The sequence below is a fragment of the Roseateles chitinivorans genome, assembly GCF_050632145.1.
Lineage (GTDB): Bacteria > Pseudomonadota > Gammaproteobacteria > Burkholderiales > Burkholderiaceae_C > Roseateles > Roseateles chitinivorans_B.
In genome coordinates this window covers 1,046,145-1,065,183 of sequence record NZ_CP192577.1, presented here as the reverse complement: position 1 = coordinate 1,065,183, position 19,039 = coordinate 1,046,145, and the positions used below count along the sequence as shown (strand labels likewise).

Below are 19,039 nucleotides of genomic sequence, written 5' to 3'. Positions count from 1 at the left end.
GGCTCTTTCGATGATTGTTTCGTTCAGGTTAATCCTGCGCGAGCGGGAGGAAAACCTGTGCGATTGGAGCGTGAACGAGCGTTTCCGGGAGAAGGAAGAGGAGGGGGCAGGGCGCCGGCCGGACTGCCTCTCCCGCTTGCGGGAGAGGGTGGGGGTGAGGGCCAGAGGCCGTCAGCGTGCGAGTGCCTTGGCGAGCGCCGCGCCGACGACGGCGTTGTGCTTCACCAGCGCGATGTTGGTGACGAGGCTGGCGCCGCCGCTGAGGTCCTTGATCCGGGCGAGCAGATAGGGCGTCACCGCCTTGCCGCTGATGCCCTGCGCGGCGGCTTCCCGGAGGGCCTGCTCGACGAAGCCGTCGATGACGGTCTGGGGCATCTCGTGTTCAGCGGGCACCGGATTGCTGATCACCGCGCCGCCGCTCAATCCGAGCGCCCATTTCGTGCGCAGGAACCGCGCCTGGTCCGCCGGCGCGTCGATGCGGAAGTCCGCCTTCAACCCGCTGTCGCGCGTATAGAACGCGGCGAAGTTCTCCTGCCCCACCGACAGCACCGGCACGCCGTGTGTCTCCAGGTACTCCAGCGTCAGCGCCAGGTCGAGGATGCTCTTCGCGCCCGCGCAGACCACGGCCACGGGCGTGCGGGCCAGTTCCTGCAGATCGGCGGAGATGTCGAACGAAGTCTCCGCACCGCGGTGCACGCCGCCGATGCCACCGGTGACGAAGACCTCGATCCCGGCCAGCCGTGCGCAGATCATCGTCGCGGCCACGGTGGTGGCACCGACGCGGCCCGTCGCCAGCGCGAAGGGCAGGTCGCGACGGCTCAGCTTCATCGCATCGGGGGACTGCCCGAGCAGCTCCAGCTGCGCATCATTCAGCCCGACGCGGATCTTCCCGTCCAGCACCGCGATCGTCGCGGGCACGGCGCCGTGCTCGCGCACGATGGCTTCGACCTCGCGCGCCGTCTGCACGTTCTGCGGATAAGGCATGCCGTGCGAAATGATCGTGGACTCCAACGCCACCAGCGGACGACCCTCGGCGCGCGCGGCGGCCACTTCGGGCGAGAAGTCGATGAGGTTCTGGTCGATCAGGTCTTGCGTGGTCATGAGGGTTCTTTCAAGTTCGAAGGTGTCGGTCAGACAAGCAGCGCCGGGCTCAGCGCCTCGCTGACGGTGGCGTCGCTCTGCAGCGTCAGCGCCGCCAGCTGGAGGCCGAGCGCGCAGGCGCCCCGCAGGTCGTCGGGGTCGCGATGCAGCGCGGCGGCGATGCCGGCGGTCATCGCATCGCCGGCGCCGGTGACCTCGCGGATCGAGGCCGGGTCCAGCCGCGGAGGAGGGATCAGGACGAGGTCCTCGCCCTCGGAGAAACGGACGCCCGCCGCGCCGTCGCTCATCACGAGCCGTTGCAGCCCCGCTTCGTGCAGCGATCGCCAGGCGTCGCGCAAGGCGGCGTCATCGGGCAAGGCCCGACCCACGAGCGCCTGCAGCTCGCCGCGGTTCAGCACCAGCAGCTCGACGCCGCGCAGGTCGGTGCCGAGGCGTGCCATCTTCGGTTCCGACACGGCGACCAGCAGCAGGCGCTGATCGCGCAGGCGTGCTTCGGCGCGCAGCTCGTCGAGCGTCTCTCGCGGCAGGTTGAGATCGGCGACCAGCCAGCGGGCCGGCGCGCGCTGCGGCGCGGTCTGGCGCAGGAAGGCGGGATCCAGCCGATCGGTCAGTTCCATGTGCGCGAGCGCGAGTACCAGCTCCCCTCGGGATCGAGCACCGCCGTGTAGCTGCCTGTCGCCGCGTCCGCGGCCTGCAGACAGCCTCCGCAATCGACGCCCAGGCCCTGCAACTGTGCCAGCAGCGTCTGCCCGGCGGCATCGCGACCGACGGCCGTCAGCAGGTGCACCGGCAGGCCGAGCCGCGCGAGGTTCTCCGCGATGTTGCGTGCGACGCCGCCCGCCGATTCATGCTGCCGGGCCGGATTCGAACTGCCCATCCGCAGCGCACCGACGGCGCGCAGCTTGCGATCCAGGTTCGTGCCGCCGATGCAGACGATGGGCTGGCGCTGCGGCAGCACGTAGGCGCGGCCGAGGAGGCGGCCCTCGCGCGTCAGCTGCCCCAGATGGCCCGCCACCGCGGAGCGCGACAGCCCCAGCCGGTCCGCCAGTTCCTGCTGGCCGATGAAGGGGTTGGCCTCGACCAGCGCCAGCAGCTGTTCCTTGGAGGAGCGTTCCTTGGGGGGCGTCATGGCGGCGGATTCTAGGGAGCTTCAAACCTTGATGCAAACATATGTCTTTGAAGCAGACATTTGTTTATCCTCGTCGCGAAGGATGCCAGGGACTCGCGCGACAGGCGAACTTTGCATACCCTTCAATCGCTCCCACAGACCACAACGGCGGGGAGTGCACCGCATCAAACAGTCAAGGAGGACGCCATGCGGAAGAACTTGCCCGTCACCCAGCGCCAATACGACTTCCCTGCCGACGCGACGCTGATGTCCACGACGGACACCAAGAGCCGGGTCACCTATGCCAATGAGGCCTTCGTCGAGGCCAGCGGCTTCACGACGGAGGAGCTGCTCGGCCAGCCCCACAACATCGTCCGTCATCCCGACATGCCGCCCGAGGCCTTCGGCGACATGTGGCAGACGCTGCAGGGCGGCGAGTCCTGGACCGGGCTGGTGAAGAACCGGCGCAAGAACGGCGACCATTACTGGGTCCGCGCGAACGCGACCCCGGTGATGCGCAACGGCCAGCCGGTGGCCTACATGTCGGTGCGCACGCGGCCGTCGGCCGAGGAGATCGCCGGCGCGGAGCGCCTGTACGCCGACATGCGCGAGGGACGCGCGAAGCACCTGCGCATCCACAAGGGCGTGCTGGTGCGCACCGGCGCGATGGCCTGGACCTCGATGCTGAAGACGATGCCGGTGCGCTGGCGCGTGCGGCTGCCTCTGCTCGCGTTGACGGTCGCGGCGATCGTGTCGGCGTGGATGAGCGCCGCGACGCTCGCCGCCGCGGCGATGTGGATCGGTGCCTTCGTGGTCGTGTCGCTGCTGGCGATGTGGTTCCTGGAGGCGCAGGTCGTGGCGCCGATGGAATCGCTCGCGCGGCACGCGAAGCGCGTCGCCAGCGGCGACACCCGCGACCCGCTGCAGATGGACCGGGTCGACGAGATCGGCATGGCGCTGCGCTCGCTCAACCAGCTGGGGCTGATGTTCCGCTGGGTCATCGACGACGTGGCGGCGCAGGTGGTGACGGTGCGGTCGTCCAGCGGGGACATCCTCAGCGGCAACAACGAGATCAGCGCGCGGACCGAGCAGGCCTCGGCCAGCCTGCAGCAGACGGCCGCGTCGATGGAGGAGATGAGCGCCACCGTGCGCAGCAACGCCGACGCGGCGCGGCAGGCCGAGGATCTCGCGCAGGGCGCGAGCGTGGCGGCGGCCCAGGGCGGCGAGGTGGTCCGCAACGTCAACGAGACCATGGTCGGCATCACGACGTCCAGCAAGCGGATCGGCGACATCATCGGCGTCATCGACGGGATCGCGTTCCAGACCAACATCCTGGCGCTGAACGCGGCGGTGGAGGCCGCGCGGGCCGGCGAGCAGGGACGCGGGTTTGCGGTCGTCGCGAGCGAGGTGCGCTCGCTGGCGCAGCGCAGCGCGGCGGCGGCCAAGGAGATCAAGCAGCTGATCGGGGAAAGCGTCGAACGCGTGGAAGCCGGCGGCCGTCAGGTCGACGAGGCCAGCAAGGCGATGCACGAGATCGTCCAGCAGGTGCGGAGCGTCTCGGCGCTGATCTCGACGATCGGCAATGCGACGCGCGAGCAGGCGACGGGCATCGCCCAGGTCAGTCAGGCAGTGAGCGAACTCGATCGGACGACCCAGCAGAACGCGGCACTGGTGCAGCGCTCGGCCGGGGCGAGCGATTCACTCGAGAAACAGGCGACGCAGCTCGTTCAGGCCGTTGCGGTCTTCAGGATGAGCTGAGGACTGCAGGAGTCCGCTGGCCCTCACCCCCGCCCTTGTATGTAGCAAAGTACGCCCAGGCCGCCACAGGCCGATCCGCCCAGGGTAGGCGCTAAGGCGCGATGCCGAGGGAGAGCGAGGGTCGTGGCGGCCTACTTCGGTCGCCGTGACGGATAGCCCGAACGGTTGTGAGGTCCATCGAGGCCGTATCGAACACAAGGAAGGGCACCGTCATGAGCGACGAGATCTTTGTTGGCGTCGACGTTTGCAAGGCTTGGCTGGATACGGCCCAGGTCTGCAGTTCAACCACAGCCGCGCCAGGCGAGTTGACTGCGCGGGTGAACAACGATGAGGCCGGGCGGGCGGAGGTGGTGAATCAGCTCAAGCGACTGTCGCCGACGCTGGTGGTGCTGGAGGCCACCGGTGGCTTCGAGGCAGCGCTGGCCAGCGAGTTGTGCGCAGCAGGCATCGCGGTGGCCGTGGTCAATCCCAAGCGGGTGCGCGACTTCGCTCGGGCGGCCGGCGTCCTTGCCAAGACGGACCGGCTGGACGCTCAGGTGTTGGCTGAGTTTGCCCATCGCATGCGCCCCCAGGTGTACGCGCTGCCTGACGAGACGCAGCAAGAGATCATCGAGTTGGTGGACCGACGAGCGCAGCTGGTGACCATGCGCGCGCAGGAGAAGAACCGCTTGGCCACGGTAAAGCACGTGGCGCGCACGAGCGTGCGACATCACATCGAGTGGCTGGACAAGCGGATCAAGGAGATCGACAAGGATCTGGACGGTCGCTTGAAGGACTCGACGATCTACCAGCCCAAGTACGAGCTGTTGGACAGCGTGCCGGGCATTGGCCGAGTCACGATCTCGATGCTGCTGGGACGCTTGCCTGAGTTGGGCAGCTTGGACCGTAAGCGCCTGGCGGCGCTGGTGGGGCTGGCGCCGATGGCCGACGACAGCGGCAGGCGGCGCGGCCAGCGCTACATCCAGGGCGGACGAGCAGACGTGCGCGCGGTGCTGTACATGGCCGCGCTCACCGCCAGGCGCTGCAACGGGCCGATCAAGGAGCTGTACTCGCGCCTACGCGCCTCAGGCAAGCCCTACAAGGTCGCCATGACCGCGTGCATGCGCAAGCTACTGATCATCCTCAACGCCATCCTCAAGTCCGGTGAGCCTTGGAGAAATCCCACCGTCGCTTGACACGGTTGCTCTCCCGCAAGCGGGAGAGGGAGTCCGACCGGCGCCACTCGCAGCGTCGCCTCCTCGTTCCTCCTCTCCCGCGTGCGGGAGAGCTACCGTGTCAAACGAACGCGGCGGTAGACGTTGCTCCCTCTCCCGCTTGCTGTATGGACCGAGGACATGGGTGACAGGTGTGCCAGGACATGGGTAACAGGTCAGGTCCAGGTTAGTCAGCCTGGCACAGCTCAATCATGCGTACCTTTTGGTGGCAGAAGAAGACATCGAAGCTGCCATCGAGATCCAAGTGAGGTCGTAGGGCCACAGGTTGGCCGATGAGACCTCTGCCAACGCGGTAGGTATTGCCCTTGAACTGGATCCGTCCACCGTATCCGACCCGGCGCACGATGACGCCATCGCCGTATTCGACGGGCTCCAGTGAGCTTGGCATTGAGCGCGGGCTAGCCACGTAGCGGCTGGCTGGCGTGCCCATGCCCAGTGCGCAATGAGGCCGTTTGGAGTTGTAGAGATGGCGCCACTGGCTGAAGTGGCGCTGGGCATCGCTCAGGTCCTTGAAGTGCCGACTGGCTAGTAGCTCGGCCTTCAGCGTGCGATGGAATCGTTCGTCTTTGCCGTTGGTCTGCGGATGCATCGGTCGGCTGTGGCTCAAGCGCACGCCCAGCCGAATCAGCCACACCTCCAGCTCGGTGAGCGCGCCGCGCGTAGGCGAACCCCAGGGCGGGCCGTTGTCGGCGTTGATGCGCTCAGGCAGCCCATAGCGCTCGAAGGCGCGCTGCAGCACGGGCTGCACGGACTCGAGCCGCTCATTGCCCAGCGCTTGCAGGACGATGTTGAAGCGCGAGTGATCGTCCAGCACGGTCAGCGGGTGACAGCGCTGGGCGTCGGTGGCGAAGTGGCCCTTGAAGTCCATTTGCCACAGCGCATTAGGCGTCTCGTGCTCGAAGCGCTGCCATGCCGTTGCGGCCTGGCTTGCTGCCGGGTCGATCAGGCCGTTGCGGCGCAGCACCCAGTTGGCCGTGCTGGCCGCTATGTGCACGCCATGATCGCGCCCCAGCACATGCGCGATCTTGCGAGCACCCCAAGCCGGACATTCGGCCCGCACTGCAAGCACCTGAGCTTGCAGCTGTTCGGGTGTACGGGTCGGTGAGGTTCGTGGTCGCCGAGATCGATCCTCAAGATCGACTCGGCTGAGCCACTTGTAGCCCGTCTTACGGCTGATGCCGCTGCGTCGACATAGCTCGCTGATATTGGCGCCAGGCTGTCGGGCCAGCCGAACGAATTCCTCTCTTTGATCCTTCACGGTGACTTGGCTCCAGGGCAACTTCGTCCTCCCGCTGACTAGGCGGGAAAAGTGTCACCCATGTCCTGGCACACCTGTTACCCATGTCCTCGGTCCATACAGCTTGCGGGAGAGGGTTGGGGTGAGGGCCAGCGGCCGCGGAAGTACGGCCGCCGAGAGCCTCAGAAGAACCCCAGCTTCTTCTGCGAGTAGCTGACCAGCAGATTCTTCGTCTGCTGGTAGTGGTCCAGCATCATCTTGTGGGTCTCGCGACCGATGCCCGACTCCTTGTAGCCGCCGAACGTCGCATGTGCGGGATACGCGTGATAGCAATTGGTCCACACGCGCCCGGCCTTGATCCCCTTGCCCATGCGGAAGGCCGTGTTGATGTCCCGCGACCAAACGCCGGCGCCCAGGCCGTACGGCGTGTCGTTGGCGATGCGCAGCGCCTCCTCCTCTGTCTTGAAGGTCGTCACCGCGAGCACGGGCCCGAAGATCTCCTCGCGGAAGATCCGCATGTCATTGGTGCCCTTGAACAGCGTCGGCTCGATGTAATAGCCGCCCGCCAGATCGCCGCCCAGCTGCGCGCGTCCGCCGCCGATGAGGCACTGCGCGCCTTCCTGCTTGCCGATCTCGAGGTAGGACAGGATCTTGTCCAGCTGCATCGACGAGGCCTGCGCGCCCATCATCGTGTCGGTGTCCAGCGGGTTGCCCTGCTTGATGGCCTTCACGCGGTCGATCGCCCGGGCGATGAACTTGTCGTAGATCGATTCATGGATCAGCGCGCGCGACGGGCAGGTGCAGACCTCGCCCTGGTTGAACGCGAACAGCACCAGTCCTTCGATCGCCTTGTCGAACAGGTCGTCGTCCTGCGCGGCGATGTCGGGGAAGAAGACGTTCGGGCTCTTGCCGCCGAGCTCCAGCGTGGCCGGGATCAGGTTGGTCGCCGCCGCCTGCGCGATGACGCGGCCCGTCGCCGTCGAGCCGGTGAACGCGATCTTCCCGATGCGCTTGCTCTGCGCCAGCGGCATGCCCGCTTCCTTGCCGTAGCCGTTGACGATGTTGAGCACGCCCGGCGGGAGCAGGTCCGCCACCAGCTCGGCCAGCACCAGGATGCTGACCGGCGTCGACTCGGCCGGCTTGAGCACGACCGCGTTGCCCGCGCCCAGCGCCGGCGCCAGCTTCCACGCGGCCATCAGGATCGGGAAGTTCCACGGGATGATCTGGCCGACCACGCCCAGCGGCTCATGGAAGTGGTACGCGATGGTGTTGGCGTCGATCTCGCTGAGCCCGCCTTCCTGCGCCCGCAGGCAGCCGGCGAAGTAGCGGAAGTGGTCGACCGCTAGCGGCAAATCGGCGTTCAGCGTCTCGCGCATGGGCTTGCCGTTGTCGACGGTCTCGGCGTAGGCGAGCAGCTCCAGGTTCTGCTCGATGCGGTCGGCAATGCGCAGCAGCACGTTGGCGCGTTCGGCCGCGGACGTGGCGCCCCACTTTTCCGCGGCGGCATGCGCGGCGTCGAGCGCGAGCTCGATGTCCGCGGCGGTCGATCGCGCCGCCTGCGTGAAGACCTGCCCGGTGATGGGCGTGATCACGTCGAAGTACTGGCCGTCGCGCGGCGCCGTCCACTGGCCGCCGATGAAGTTGTCGTAGCGCTTCTTGAACTCCAGCGGCGCGCCGGCCGCGTTGGGCTTGGCGTAGATCATGGTGTTGTCTCCGTGGTTTGTTGAGGCGAAGGACGCCGACGGCTTCATTGCATGGGCCGTGCCAGCGCCGGCTTCGCGCGCAAGACCCTGCTTGCCGGGCGGAAAGCCTCTTCCCATCGCGGTCCAATCTGGTCAGGATCGGTCCAAGGTGGCGCAGGCACGGCATCGGCGGCACAGGTGTTCCGGAATGGAACACCGGAGCCTCCCTGAGCGTCAAGACCGGTTCAAACCGGCGGGTGCGACCCGATGAGCGCGAGCGAAGCGTCCAAGGAGACAACGGCATGGTGAAAACCCCGAGCGGCGCCGCAGTGGCGCCGCGACTGCTGCGCGCAGCGCGGCGCGAGCTGCTGGACACGGGCCGGCTCAGCGTCGAGGCACTGGACGAAGGGCTGAGCCGCAGCTGGCTGCGCAGCCGCGATTTCGGCTTGAGTCCGGTGGGGCGACCGCCCGGCGCGCCGCATGCGTCCGGCGCGCAGCTGCGACGCGCGCTGGAGCGCCAGCATGAGCTGGTCGCCCATGCGCGGCCGGTGATGGAGGACCTCTTCGAGCAGACCGGCGATGGCGACGGCCTCGTGATCCTGGCCGACGCGCAGGGACTGTTGCTGGGCGCGCTCGGCGACGGGCGTTTCGTCGACCGCGCGCAACGCGTGGCGCTGCGGCCCGGCGCGATCTGGGACGAGCGCTGGCGGGGCACCAACGCGATCGGCACGGCGCTCGCGGAGCAGCGGCCGGTGGCGGTGCTCGGCGGCGAGCACTTCCTGGAGCGCAACGCTTTCCTCAGCTGCACGGCGGCGCCGATCCGCGATCCGCAAGGACGGGTGCTGGGCGTGCTGGACATCTCCGGCGAGCAGCGCGGATTCCAGCGGCACACGCTGGCGTTGGTGCGCTCGGCGGCGCGGATGGTGGAGCACCGCCTGTTCCAGACACGACACGCGGACGGGCTTCGGCTGCAGGTCCACGTCCAGTCGGAAGGACTGGGCACGCCGACCGAGGGCTTGCTCGCGCTGAGCGAGGACGGCTGGATCCTCGGCTGCAACGCGGCGGCGCAGGCGTGGCTCGGGACGGACGCGGCGCGGCCGAGTCCGTTGGAGTCGGTGCTGCCGGTGCGGTGGGCCGAGCTGATGGACTGGGCGCGACAGGGCGGCGAAGGCGCTCGGCTGCTGCATCGGGAGGATGCGCCACCGCTGTGGCTGAGGCTCGATGCGCCGCGCGGTTGGCGACGTCCGGCCTTGCCCGGCGCAGACTCGGGGGCAAGCACGGGCTCCAGCACGAGCGTGATCCCGGCGATCACCGATGCGGAAATCGTCTCGCCGGTGTCGACGCTCGCCGAGCGCGATGAGCGCGCGGAGCGGCACCTGGATCGGGAGCACGCCCCGCGAGACTTGGCGGCGGACGACGCCCTGGGGGCGCTGGACCTCGGCGACGCCGCGATGCATCAGGCGGTGCTGCGTGCGCGTCGCGTTCTGGACAAGCCGATTCCGCTGCTGCTGCAGGGCGAGTCGGGGGTCGGCAAGGACCTGTTCGCGCGCGCGGTGCACGACAGCGGATCGCGTCGTGATCGTCCCTACGTGGCGGTGAACTGCGCCGCGCTGCCGGAGACGCTGATCGAGGCGGAGCTCTTCGGTTACCGGCCCGGTGCGTTCACCGGGGCGTCGCGCGAGGGCGCGCAAGGGCGGCTGCGCGAGGCGCACGGCGGGACCTTGTTCCTCGACGAGATCGGCGACATGCCGCTGGCGCTGCAGGCGAGGCTGCTGAGGGTGCTGCAGGACCGCCTGGTGCAGCCTCTGGGCGGTGGACCGACGGTGCCCGTCGATTTCCAGCTGATCGGCGCGAGCCACCGTCCGCTGCGACCGCTGGTCGCGCAGGGGCTGTTCCGCGAGGATCTGTACTACCGGCTCAACGGACTGACGCTGTGCCTGCCGCCGCTGCGCGAGCGCCAGGACTTGCCCGTGCTGGTGGCGCGCCTGCTGGCGGCGTTGGAACCGACCCGGCGCGTGGTGCTCGATCCGACGCTGGCGAGGGAGCTGAGCGCCTACCGCTGGCCCGGCAACGTGCGTCAGCTGGAGCAGGCGCTGCGCATCGCCTGCGCGTTGATGGAGCCCGGCGAGTCGATGATCCGGCGCGGGCATCTGCCGGACGATCTCGTGGAGGAGCTGGACCAGGACCAGCGCCTGGACGAGCCCATGTCGATCCCGGTGCTCGTTCCGGCGCACGCACCGGCGGCCACTCGTCAGCGGACTCCGGCGCAGAAGGCGGCCTCGACGGACACCGCGCCGACGATGCTGCGCGACCAGTCCCGGGCGCATGCGCGCAGCATCCTGGAGGCGTGCGAGGGCAACCACTCCGCCGCGGCCCGGCGACTGGGCATCGGTCGCAACACGCTGTACCGCCTGCTCAAGACGACTGACGCATCGCCCGACGCGCAGCCCGACGCGTAGGGCAATCCCTCACGCGCACATCAGCGATCCGCCGAAGTCGCGATGGGGAGAACCCGCCTTTCTGGATCCAGAGGGGGTCCGTATTCTTTCGTTCATGCGGTCCAGGGTTTTGGTGGTGGATACGCAGAGGCGCAAGCCGGACGTCAATGGGTAAGGCGGACATTCGAAAGGATGTCCGCCTTCGTCTTTTGGGGTCACCGGTTGGCAAAGTATTGGATCGCGCGGCCCACGCGAGCTGTTTCTAGCAGGTTGGCCAACTCCTCCAGCAACTCGTCGCCATCCCCGCAATAAAGACTTTGGAACTCGTAGACCAAGTGCGCGGCATATCCACCGTTCGAGCCGGGCTCCCAACCCGCGATGACTCGTCCCTCGCGTTCGTCCTCTGTGCTCTGGATGACGAGACGGAGCGGAACGCTTGCAAGGCGCATCGCCTCATCTTCGTCGGCATTGTGGAACTTGCCGACGAACAGCTTGCCCTTGCCGGACGTGCAACGACGGATGGCATTGTCCAGCTCGCCCAGGATGCGCTCGATCTCCGCGCGCTCTCCATCGGCTGTGGTGGCATTGTCGATACCGGATCGGATGTGCCTGTCGAAGTCGATCATGGGTACTGCCTTTCAATGTGTCCAATGATGGGAAGGTGATCGAAGGTGCGTTGCATCGAGCGGATCTCAATGCCGGCCTCCGATTCGGAGACGACGCGGGTGGACGCTTCGTCAAGGCGCCAGCCGGACTTGCCGAAGAGCACCGCGGAAGAGACGATCAATTGATCGAAGGTCCTCCACCTGGTGTCCCGGCCACGACGATGGAAGTAGGTGCCCGGGTCTGCAGCGTGGCGCTCGCGCAGCCGATGTTCGAACGAGCTCAGGTGTCGCCAGAACGGGTTGTAGAAGAGCTTCGGATTGCGCTGGATCTTGTCGTGATCCCTTGTGGCGCGTAGATAACGCTCCAAGCCTTCATCGAAGGGCTCGTCGTTGAAGTCGCCCACGAGCACGATGTTGGGTTGCGGATCGCCTCGGAAGATGTGGTCCTCGATCCAGTGGCGGAGGAAAGCCGCGATGTGGGTTCGTCCGCTGTCCTGGCGATCCAGATGGAGGCGGCTGGGCCAGTGAGAGACGATGAGTTGGATCCACTGGCTGTTGTCCCACAGGCGGACCTCGAAACACAGCCCCACCTTGGTCACCGACTTCCCGTCTTCGAGCAGGATGGAATCCTGGAACTGCACATGAACGTAGTCCTTGCGACTCAGGACGCAGAACGAAAAGCGGCTCTTGCCCGCCCGATGGCAGGCGGGGAGCCATGTGTAGCGGGCGACGCCTTTCGGGCACTTGTCTCGCAAGGCGGCAATGCTCTCATCCGACATCTCGCCCAGGACGATGATGTCCGCCCTGACGACATCCATCAGCCGAAGCAGCACTTCAGCCGCCGCTGAGATGATCTCGTTGCTGGTCTTGGAGGTCACTCCCGCTGGAGAGAGTTTGGTGTTCCACCACACGATGCGGAGGCCCATTTCGGGCGGAATGGGGTCGGGATTCATGAGCTGAAGAACGTCCTGGCAAAGCGGTGTCCGACATCGCCGGGCCCTGGCTGCCGGCGCCTGCTCCACTGCGGGATTTCGCGGGGAGGGCAGTCACTCTACGGGGGCGGAAGTCGCAAAGCCAGCATCGGCGCGCGCTCGAACTGGTGGACTTTCAAGCGCCGATGCCGCTCATGCACTAGCGCACCCACCGATACCTGCGGTGGACGATCTCAACGCCGCGATCGATCGCCGCGCACGACAGAAATCCGGGGGAACGATCGATGAAATCGGCCCCTCCGGGCCCTCGGACCCCTATGTTGTCAGGCGCGCCGACCGGCCGATCGGCGTAGCCTTCGTGCCGTTGGCAAGGGATGTCGGCAAGGGATTGATGGCCAGGGATGGCCAGGAGGCGGCCTCATGGATGACTCCGGACAAGACTCCGCGCAGCGACCCACCTCGGCGGCGGCCGCCGCGATGCTGGGACAGATGAAGCGGGCGGTCTTCGACGACTCGCGGATCGCGGTGATCCAGCGGGACCTCCAGAACAACGTGCTCTACGCCAATGCGGCCGCGCTGACGATGAGCGGCGTGGCGCGGGTCGACCAGCTGCGCCTGGACCGGCTCTTCGCCGGCGAGGCCGGCCGCGTGCTCGACGAGGAGACGCGCGGACGCCGCAACCGCGAACTCGGCGCCTACCGCGTCACGCTGACCTGCCAGGACGACCCGGAGCGGCAGGTGGCCGTCGAGGTCACCGGCCTGCCCCTGATGGACGACCAGGGCACCGTCGTGGGATCGCTGGGTTTCTTCCGCAGCCTGCAGCACCAGGTGCTGACCGACCAGGTGCGGGCGCTCACGCTGAGCCACGCCGGTCGCGCCGACCTGCTGCCGCTGGTGGCCGAGGCGCTGCGCCGTGAGCTGCCCTTCGACCTGATGCTGGTGTCGCGCGTCGTCGAGGACGACAGCGCCTGGGAGTCGGAGATCGTCTTCAACCATCCGCCCTTCCGGCAGGACGTGCCGACGGCCTGGTACGAGCTGAACGCCGCGCAGCGTGCGTTCATGGAGAGCCAGTGCGGCGGCGTCCACGACTTCGAGACGGTGATGAGCGAGCCGCCGTGGTCCGACATGGCCGACGAGCCGATGAGCCGGCAGATGCACGCGATGGACCTCAAGTCCAGCATGTGGCGGCGCATCACGCGCGGCGAGGGCGGGGACGAGCGGACCGTCGCGATCATGACGCTGCTCAGCCGCGAGCGTGGCGCCTACGACGAGCAGCACCTGGCCCTGTTCAACCAGCTGCCGCTGATCGAGGCGGTGCTGTGCAGCCTGGACCACGCGGATCGCGAGCGCGACCGCCGGCAGCTGCGGATGTTCCGCGAGCTCAACCGCTGCGTCGACATCCAGGGCGCGTGCCGGTGCCTGTCCGATGCGCTGGTCGAGATCTTCGGCTGGCAGCACGTGTCGCTGTTCCGGATCGACAGCGCACGGGATGCGATCGTGCGCGTCGCTTCGGCCCGGCGCGGCGACGACGGCCTGGCCGTGGACACCGGCGTCTCGTGGGGCGACTACTCGCAAGGCATCGGGCAAGGGATCCTCGGCCGGGTCGTGCGGACCATGGCGCCGCAGAAGATCCCCGATGTGACGAGGGACGCCGAGTACCTCCCGACGCCGGACGGTGAGCCCATCCGCTCGGAGCTGGCGGTCCCCATCCTGTTCTCGGAGGGCGAGCGGGTGCGCTTCATCGTCAATGTGGACGATCCGCGGGTGAACGCGTTCTCGCGGGAGCATGTGCGGCAGCTCGCCGACATCGCGCACGAGGTGGCCGGCGCGATGGAGCGCATCAGCGACCTCACGCTGATGACGGAGTGCGTCAACAACGTCTCCGACCCGATCATCGCGACCGACGCGAAGCTGCGGATCCGCCGCGTCAATCCGGCGGCGGAGGCGCTGTTCGGCGTGACGCGCAAGGCGCTGGAAGGGCGCAGCCTGCTGGCGCTGTTCCAGAACCCGGAGCCGCTGGCGGCGCTGCTCGACGGCACCGAGGCGGGCGATCGCATCGGCGAGATGCGGGTGTGCCGCCGGAGCGCCGCCATCGATGAGGCGCCGGATGCCGCGTACGGCGTCCTGTCCAGCGGGGGATTCAACGCCGCGTCCGATGCGGCGTCGTCCGGCGCCGACGCGGGCGGGCTTCCGGTCTTCATCACGCGGCGCGACTTCCCCGGCAAGCTCGGGGGCCATGTCTTCATCGCACGCGACCTGCGGCCGATCCGTCGCTCGGTGCAGCTGGAGTTCCTCGAGGAGACCGCCTACGAACTCGCCGTCGAGACGCAGGCGCCGCTGGGCATGGCGATGTCGTGCCTGGAGGATCAGCTCGAAGCCGCGTTCGCCTCCGAGACGGCCCGCGAGCAGGCGCGCGGCCGGGAGCTGCAGACGGTGCTCCGGCAACTGGGCCGCGTGAAGCACGCGTTCACGCGGCTCGCCATGTACAACCGCGAGGCGCGGGTCGCCTCGCGCGTCGCGAGCACGATCCGGATCGATTGCGAGATCGACGCACTGCTGGCCAGCCTGGCGGCGTCGGAGCGTCGCAAGGTCGTGTTCGAGACGGCAGCGCGCAAGGTCGAGGTGGAGGCCGACCACATGCAGATGCACATCGTCGTGGAGAGCCTGCTGTCCGTCCTGCTGCGCGCGGCCCCGGAGACGGCGATGGTGCGGCTCACGCTGGTGCCGGACGACGAACTGGTCTTCCTGCGCCTGCGCGGCCGGCTGCCGCCGGCGCGCCGGCACGGCGAGCGCTTCTCCGCGCCGGAGGCCGCCCAGGCGGACCTGCGACTGGCCAATCCGCTGCTCGGCAAACTGATGAAGAACCAGGGCGGCGCGCTCAAGGCGGGCGTGCTGCCGGACGGCGATACCGAATTCGTGCTGAGCTTCCCGCGCCGGAGGGCCCATGGCTGACATCCTCCTCGTGCTCAGCCCGCAGCAGCAGGGCAGCCTCGGACCGCAGATCAAGAAGCAGCTGCGGCAGCTCGGCCGCCACACGATCCAGGAAGAGACCAACCGCGAGACCGGGCTGGAGCTGCTGACCGCCCAGCCCTTCGACTACATCATCGTGGGCAGTCAACTCGCCGACGACGCGGGCGCGGTCGTCGCCGAGGACGGTGGGCTGGCGTTCTGTCGCGAGGTCCGCGTGCTCGGCCCCACGCCGATGATGCTGCTGGCGCCCGCGATGACCACCGAGCTGAACATGGCCTGCATCCGGCTCCGGGTGACGCTGCATGCGGATCCGGCGTCGGCGGGCAGCTTCGCGCTGGAGCTGCTCGGACTGGAGTCGCCCGGCGCGGACGGTGCCGACGTGGGCGGCGGCGCGGGCGGCGCCGGGAACGGCGCGCTTGCGGTGCGCGGCGGCCGGGCCCGCGTCGCGGCGCCGAATCCCTGCCTCGACATCCGCGTCTCCGCGATCGCGGACAACTGGCGCTTCGAGATGCACGGCATCGACTTCCAGTTCCAGGGCGCGGGGCCCCTGACGGTGAGCAAGTCGGCGCGGCTCGACTGGCAGGCGCAGTACATGCACGAGCCCGACTGGTACAAGGAGTTCTCGCGCATCGGCAAGAGCATCCGCATCGCGCTCTGCGAGGACCAGGAGAGCTTCCGCCTGCAGCGCGAGAACGCGCGGCTCAAGGCCTTCCAGCAGCTCGGCGACGCCGGCAAGGACGTGACGGACCGCATCACCTTCGAGGTGTCGGAGGACTGCTATCCGCTGCTGCTCGAGGCGATGTTCGAACCCTCACAGGAAGTGCCGTGGCTGGCGAAGGCGGCCTCGATGTCGCGACGGCTCGCCGCATCCAAGGAGAGCCAGAGCAGCCTGTTCGCCGGCCCGGTGGCGGCCCGTCGCGCGCTGCTGATCTGCGCCGACACGCATGGCACCGCCTACGACGACCAGCTCAAGGGCGGTGCGCTGCAGCTGGCGCCGCTCACCGCGGTGCGGCGCGAATGCTCGCGCGTGAAGAAGCTGCTGACGCGGCCCGATCCGCGCAGCGGCCAGCCGCTCTTCCACGAGCGCAACGTCACCGTCATCGGCCTCGACGGACCGCTCAGCCGGGAAAGCCTCGTGGCGGCGCTGGGCGACGGCGGCTGGGACCTGATCCACTTCGCCGGCCACACCTGCTTCCAGCCGGCCGGCGCGCGGCAGCTGGGTGGCACGGGCTTCCTGTTCGTCGGGCCGAAGGAGGAGCCGCAGTGCGTCGACTTCGGCGACATCCTCAGTTATCTGCGCGACACGCGCTTCGTCTACCTGAGCAGCTGCGAGAGCGGCAACTCCGGCTTCGCGACGCTGGCCGCCGAGGCTGGCATCCATGCCGTGCTCGGTTATCGCTGCCGGGTGAACGACCGGACGGCGGCGGTGCAGGCGCTGCTCTTCTACCGGATGCTGCAGCGCAGCCGCTCGCTGGATGCCGCCTTCGGTCACGCGCGGCGGCGCCTCTACCGGCGCTACGAAGGCCTGGACAACGCCTGGGCCTCGGCGATGCTGGTCACGTCGGGCGTCCCGTCATGAGGTCGAGCGAAAGACCCGCCGCGGCGTCGGTCGGATAGAAGGCCTGATGACCGTGCGCGGCGCGCAGGGCCGGGTCGTCCCACGGCGCCGTGCGCGCCGAGCGGTAGTTGAAGAGCAGCCGCGCGCCCGGCACGTGGCGCACGACGGTGTGGATCGCCTCGTCGTCGGGGTGGTTGAAGATGCTGCCGTCGGTCGAGACCAGCCAGGTCGCGCAGTCGATCCGGCTCAGGAAGTCCTCGCTCAGGTTGGCGGCGGAACCGTGGTGGGCCATCTTCACCGCGTCGAGCCGCAGGCGCGGCTCGCCCGCCGCGCCCGCGAGGCGTCGCAGCGCGGCGGTCAGCGTCGGCGCATGCGCATCGCCGAGCAATGCGATGCGGCGGCCTTGGTATTCCGCGATCACGGCGATGCTGGAGCCGTTGGCCACCGCGTTGTCGATCGGTCCGAGCGCCAGCGCGGTCGAGGAGAGCATCTCCTCGGGCCTCGGTCGCCGGCGCAGTCCGCCGGAACGGAACGCGGCGCGGCCTTCGAGGCGGGCGCCGAGGGTGGCTTCATCGGTGGCATCCAGTTCGGCGCGTTCCAGCGCGCGATCCCACGCGGCGCGCAGCTTCTCGAGTTTCTCCAGCGTCGGCGACAGCAGCGTCAGGCGCAGTCCGCCGGGCAGCTCGCGCACCGGCAGCGGGCCGATCGCCGGCACGAAGATCGGCGCGCCCTGGAAGGCCGCGTTCCACTGCCGGTCCTCGATGCGGACGCTGATCATCGAGCCCTGCAACGCGCTGCGTTGGGCGTTCACGTCCGGGCCCGGACCACCTGATGCGCCGGCCGCTCCGGTCGCGCTGTTCGTGCCGGGCCGGGGCGGTGGCGGCTCCTTCAGCGGCTGCGCGATGTGCGGCCAGCCGTTGAACCAGATGTCGCGGAAGGTCGCCAGCTCGCGGTGGTTCAGCAGCTTGAGGCAGCCCTCGATGTGATCGCCGTCGACATGCGTGATGACGAGCAGCTCCAGTTCGCGCTGGTCGGCGGGCAGCGCGGCCAGCCGTCGCGACAAGGCGCCGTAGGCGCCGATCGGGCCGCCGTCGATCAGGACTCGATGCGGGCGGGCGGCGTCGCCGTACTCGAGCAGGAGGCAATCGCCGTGGCGGGCCGGCAGCAGTTCGATGCGGAAGATGTCGGGCATCGCAGGGCGTTTCGGGAGCGATGTCCGTTGAGCGGCTTCAGTTCAGCGCGTGCTTCGGATAGGGCCATGCGGGCGACTGGTGCCGCGTCGCCACGTGCGGCGCGCGCGAGCGCACCGCGGCATCGCTGACGGCGTAGCCCCAGTTGATGAGCTCGCATTGCTCCTGCTCCTTGAAGCGATCGAGCCGCGTGCGGATCGCCGCCAGGTCCGCGACGCGCGCCGGGGCGACGGGCAGTGTCGGTTCTTCGGTCGCCGGGTAGTCGGCCATGTCGGTATCGATGGCCCAGAACGCGCCCTTCGCGTCGCCGCGCGCGTAGGCGGAGATCAGCATGCGCTTGCGCAGCGCCAGCGCCTGGTTCAGGCCGATGTCCATCGTGCGCATCAACTGGCGCGGCGCCATCGTGCCGATGCCCGCGTCGATGTCGAAGGGCTTGCCGGCGTCGCTGACGAGCACCGTCTCGTAGCGGCCCCAGACCGTCTCCAGCCCCAGGTTGTCGTAGACGCCGCCGTCGGCCAGCATCAGGCGGCGGCGGTAGTCGACCTGATCGTGGAGGTCGGCGCCGTCGACCTTGGTGAAGTCCTCGGGCCGGACGTCCAGCTCGATCGGCGCGAGCACCGGCGGGAATGCGCTGGAGCAGGCGACCGCCGTCGCCACGTCGAAGCGCGGCTTCGGGATCAGGCCGATGCGGTAGTCGCCGGCGTAGGGCTTGGAGAAGCGGAAGCTGACGCCGGTCGCGTAGTTGGTCGCGTTGAACACGAAGCGCGGCTCGTCCGGCAGCGACTGCAGCGAGGCGTCGAGACCCAGGCGCTTGCGGTATTCGTCGGCGACGGCCTCGCCGGCGGATCGGAAGGGATTGAACGCGCCCGACAGCACCGAGGCGACGTCGATGTTGCGCGCGCAGAACTCGCGCAGCGGTGCGGCGACCTCGGCCTCGAACAGCGCGGAGTGACCGTCCGCGCCGAAGGCCAGCCGCGGCCAGCGCACGGCCAGCAGCCCCGAGGTGATCGAGCCGCCGGACACGCTGGAGATCCGGGCGAGCTTGCCCAGCGCGCCGAGTTCGTTGAGCCGCCACAGCACGCCGACGTGGAACAGCACGGCGCGGAAGCCGCCGCCCGAGAGTGCCAGCGCGATGCCGCTGCTGCGCGCGTTCTGGTCGAAGGGCATGGCGGGTCCCCCGCAGTGTGGAGCGCTCAGCCTAGGCTCGGCGGGCACGTGCCGCAATCTGTCAAGTTGGGGATGACTG

At 68.6% G+C, this 19,039-nt stretch carries 14 protein-coding genes; 5 read left to right on the top strand and 9 right to left on the bottom strand.

Features of this window, described 5'->3' with window-relative positions; genetic code table 11:
- Positions 1-171 precede the first annotated feature (171 nt).
- Genes ACQ86G_RS04965 through ACQ86G_RS04955 form a run of 3 tightly spaced genes read right to left on the bottom strand, consistent with a single transcriptional unit; the run spans position 172 to position 2,230 of the window.
- The gene (locus tag ACQ86G_RS04965; RefSeq protein WP_431259564.1) at positions 172-1,101 is read right to left on the bottom strand and encodes a pseudouridine-5'-phosphate glycosidase; all 930 of its coding nucleotides are present in this window, start codon (positions 1,099-1,101) and stop codon (positions 172-174) included.
- Between the two features lie 29 nt (positions 1,102-1,130).
- The gene (locus ACQ86G_RS04960) at positions 1,131-1,718 is read right to left on the bottom strand and encodes a PfkB family carbohydrate kinase (RefSeq protein ID WP_431259563.1); all 588 of its coding nucleotides are present in this window, start codon (positions 1,716-1,718) and stop codon (positions 1,131-1,133) included.
- Entirely contained in the window at positions 1,709-2,230 is a 522-nt protein-coding gene (locus ACQ86G_RS04955; RefSeq protein WP_431259562.1) for a PfkB family carbohydrate kinase, read from the bottom strand. Before ACQ86G_RS04955 ends, ACQ86G_RS04960 begins: the two co-directional genes overlap by 10 nt.
- Positions 2,231-2,416: 186 nt before the next feature.
- On the opposite strand from ACQ86G_RS04955, the gene ACQ86G_RS04950 reads away from it, so the two are divergent.
- Both ACQ86G_RS04950 and ACQ86G_RS04945 read left to right on the top strand, forming a co-directional pair.
- Complete coding sequence (locus tag ACQ86G_RS04950; RefSeq protein ID WP_431259561.1) at positions 2,417-3,967, top strand: methyl-accepting chemotaxis protein; 1,551 nt, start codon at positions 2,417-2,419, stop codon at positions 3,965-3,967.
- A gap of 212 nt (positions 3,968-4,179) precedes the next feature.
- On the top strand, positions 4,180-5,142 hold the full coding sequence (locus ACQ86G_RS04945) for an IS110 family transposase (RefSeq protein WP_431259560.1): 963 nt from the start codon (positions 4,180-4,182) through the stop codon (positions 5,140-5,142).
- A 205-nt stretch (positions 5,143-5,347) separates the two neighbouring features.
- Here ACQ86G_RS04945 and ACQ86G_RS04940 read toward each other — a convergent pair whose 3' ends face one another.
- Complete coding sequence (locus ACQ86G_RS04940) at positions 5,348-6,460, bottom strand: IS481 family transposase (protein ID WP_431257046.1); 1,113 nt, start codon at positions 6,458-6,460, stop codon at positions 5,348-5,350.
- A 140-nt stretch (positions 6,461-6,600) separates the two neighbouring features.
- Positions 6,601-8,121: an aldehyde dehydrogenase gene (adh, locus tag ACQ86G_RS04935; RefSeq protein WP_431259559.1), complete on the bottom strand. Its 1,521-nt coding sequence runs from the start codon at positions 8,119-8,121 to the stop codon at positions 6,601-6,603.
- A 281-nt stretch (positions 8,122-8,402) separates the two neighbouring features.
- Here adh and ACQ86G_RS04930 point away from each other — a divergent pair, with 281 nt between their 5' ends.
- Complete coding sequence (locus ACQ86G_RS04930) at positions 8,403-10,559, top strand: sigma-54-dependent Fis family transcriptional regulator (protein ID WP_431259558.1); 2,157 nt, start codon at positions 8,403-8,405, stop codon at positions 10,557-10,559.
- A gap of 194 nt (positions 10,560-10,753) precedes the next feature.
- Here the strand turns inward: ACQ86G_RS04930 and ACQ86G_RS04925 are convergent, their stop codons facing one another.
- The gene (locus ACQ86G_RS04925; protein WP_431259557.1) at positions 10,754-11,164 is read right to left on the bottom strand and encodes a hypothetical protein; all 411 of its coding nucleotides are present in this window, start codon (positions 11,162-11,164) and stop codon (positions 10,754-10,756) included.
- Positions 11,161-12,096 (bottom strand): endonuclease/exonuclease/phosphatase family protein, encoded by a 936-nt coding sequence (locus tag ACQ86G_RS04920; RefSeq protein WP_431259556.1) that lies wholly within the window; start codon positions 12,094-12,096, stop codon positions 11,161-11,163. Before ACQ86G_RS04920 ends, ACQ86G_RS04925 begins: the two co-directional genes overlap by 4 nt.
- Before the next feature lie 399 nt (positions 12,097-12,495).
- On the opposite strand from ACQ86G_RS04920, the gene ACQ86G_RS04915 reads away from it, so the two are divergent.
- Both ACQ86G_RS04915 and ACQ86G_RS04910 read left to right on the top strand, forming a co-directional pair.
- Positions 12,496-15,027: a PAS domain-containing protein gene (locus ACQ86G_RS04915; RefSeq protein ID WP_431259555.1), complete on the top strand. Its 2,532-nt coding sequence runs from the start codon at positions 12,496-12,498 to the stop codon at positions 15,025-15,027.
- On the top strand, positions 15,020-16,624 hold the full coding sequence (locus tag ACQ86G_RS04910; RefSeq protein ID WP_431259554.1) for a CHAT domain-containing protein: 1,605 nt from the start codon (positions 15,020-15,022) through the stop codon (positions 16,622-16,624). Before ACQ86G_RS04915 ends, ACQ86G_RS04910 begins: the two co-directional genes overlap by 8 nt.
- On the opposite strand, the gene ACQ86G_RS04905 is transcribed toward ACQ86G_RS04910, so the two are convergent.
- Both ACQ86G_RS04905 and ACQ86G_RS04900 read right to left on the bottom strand, forming a co-directional pair.
- Positions 16,602-17,795 carry a hypothetical protein gene (locus ACQ86G_RS04905; protein WP_431259553.1) on the bottom strand — a complete coding sequence of 398 codons (1,194 nt, stop codon included), beginning with the start codon at positions 17,793-17,795 and terminating at the stop codon, positions 16,602-16,604. The genes ACQ86G_RS04910 and ACQ86G_RS04905 overlap by 23 nt on opposite strands.
- 37 nt (positions 17,796-17,832) lie before the next feature.
- Positions 17,833-18,960 carry a patatin-like phospholipase family protein gene (locus tag ACQ86G_RS04900; RefSeq protein ID WP_431259552.1) on the bottom strand — a complete coding sequence of 376 codons (1,128 nt, stop codon included), beginning with the start codon at positions 18,958-18,960 and terminating at the stop codon, positions 17,833-17,835.
- Between the last annotated feature and the right edge of the window lie 79 nt (positions 18,961-19,039).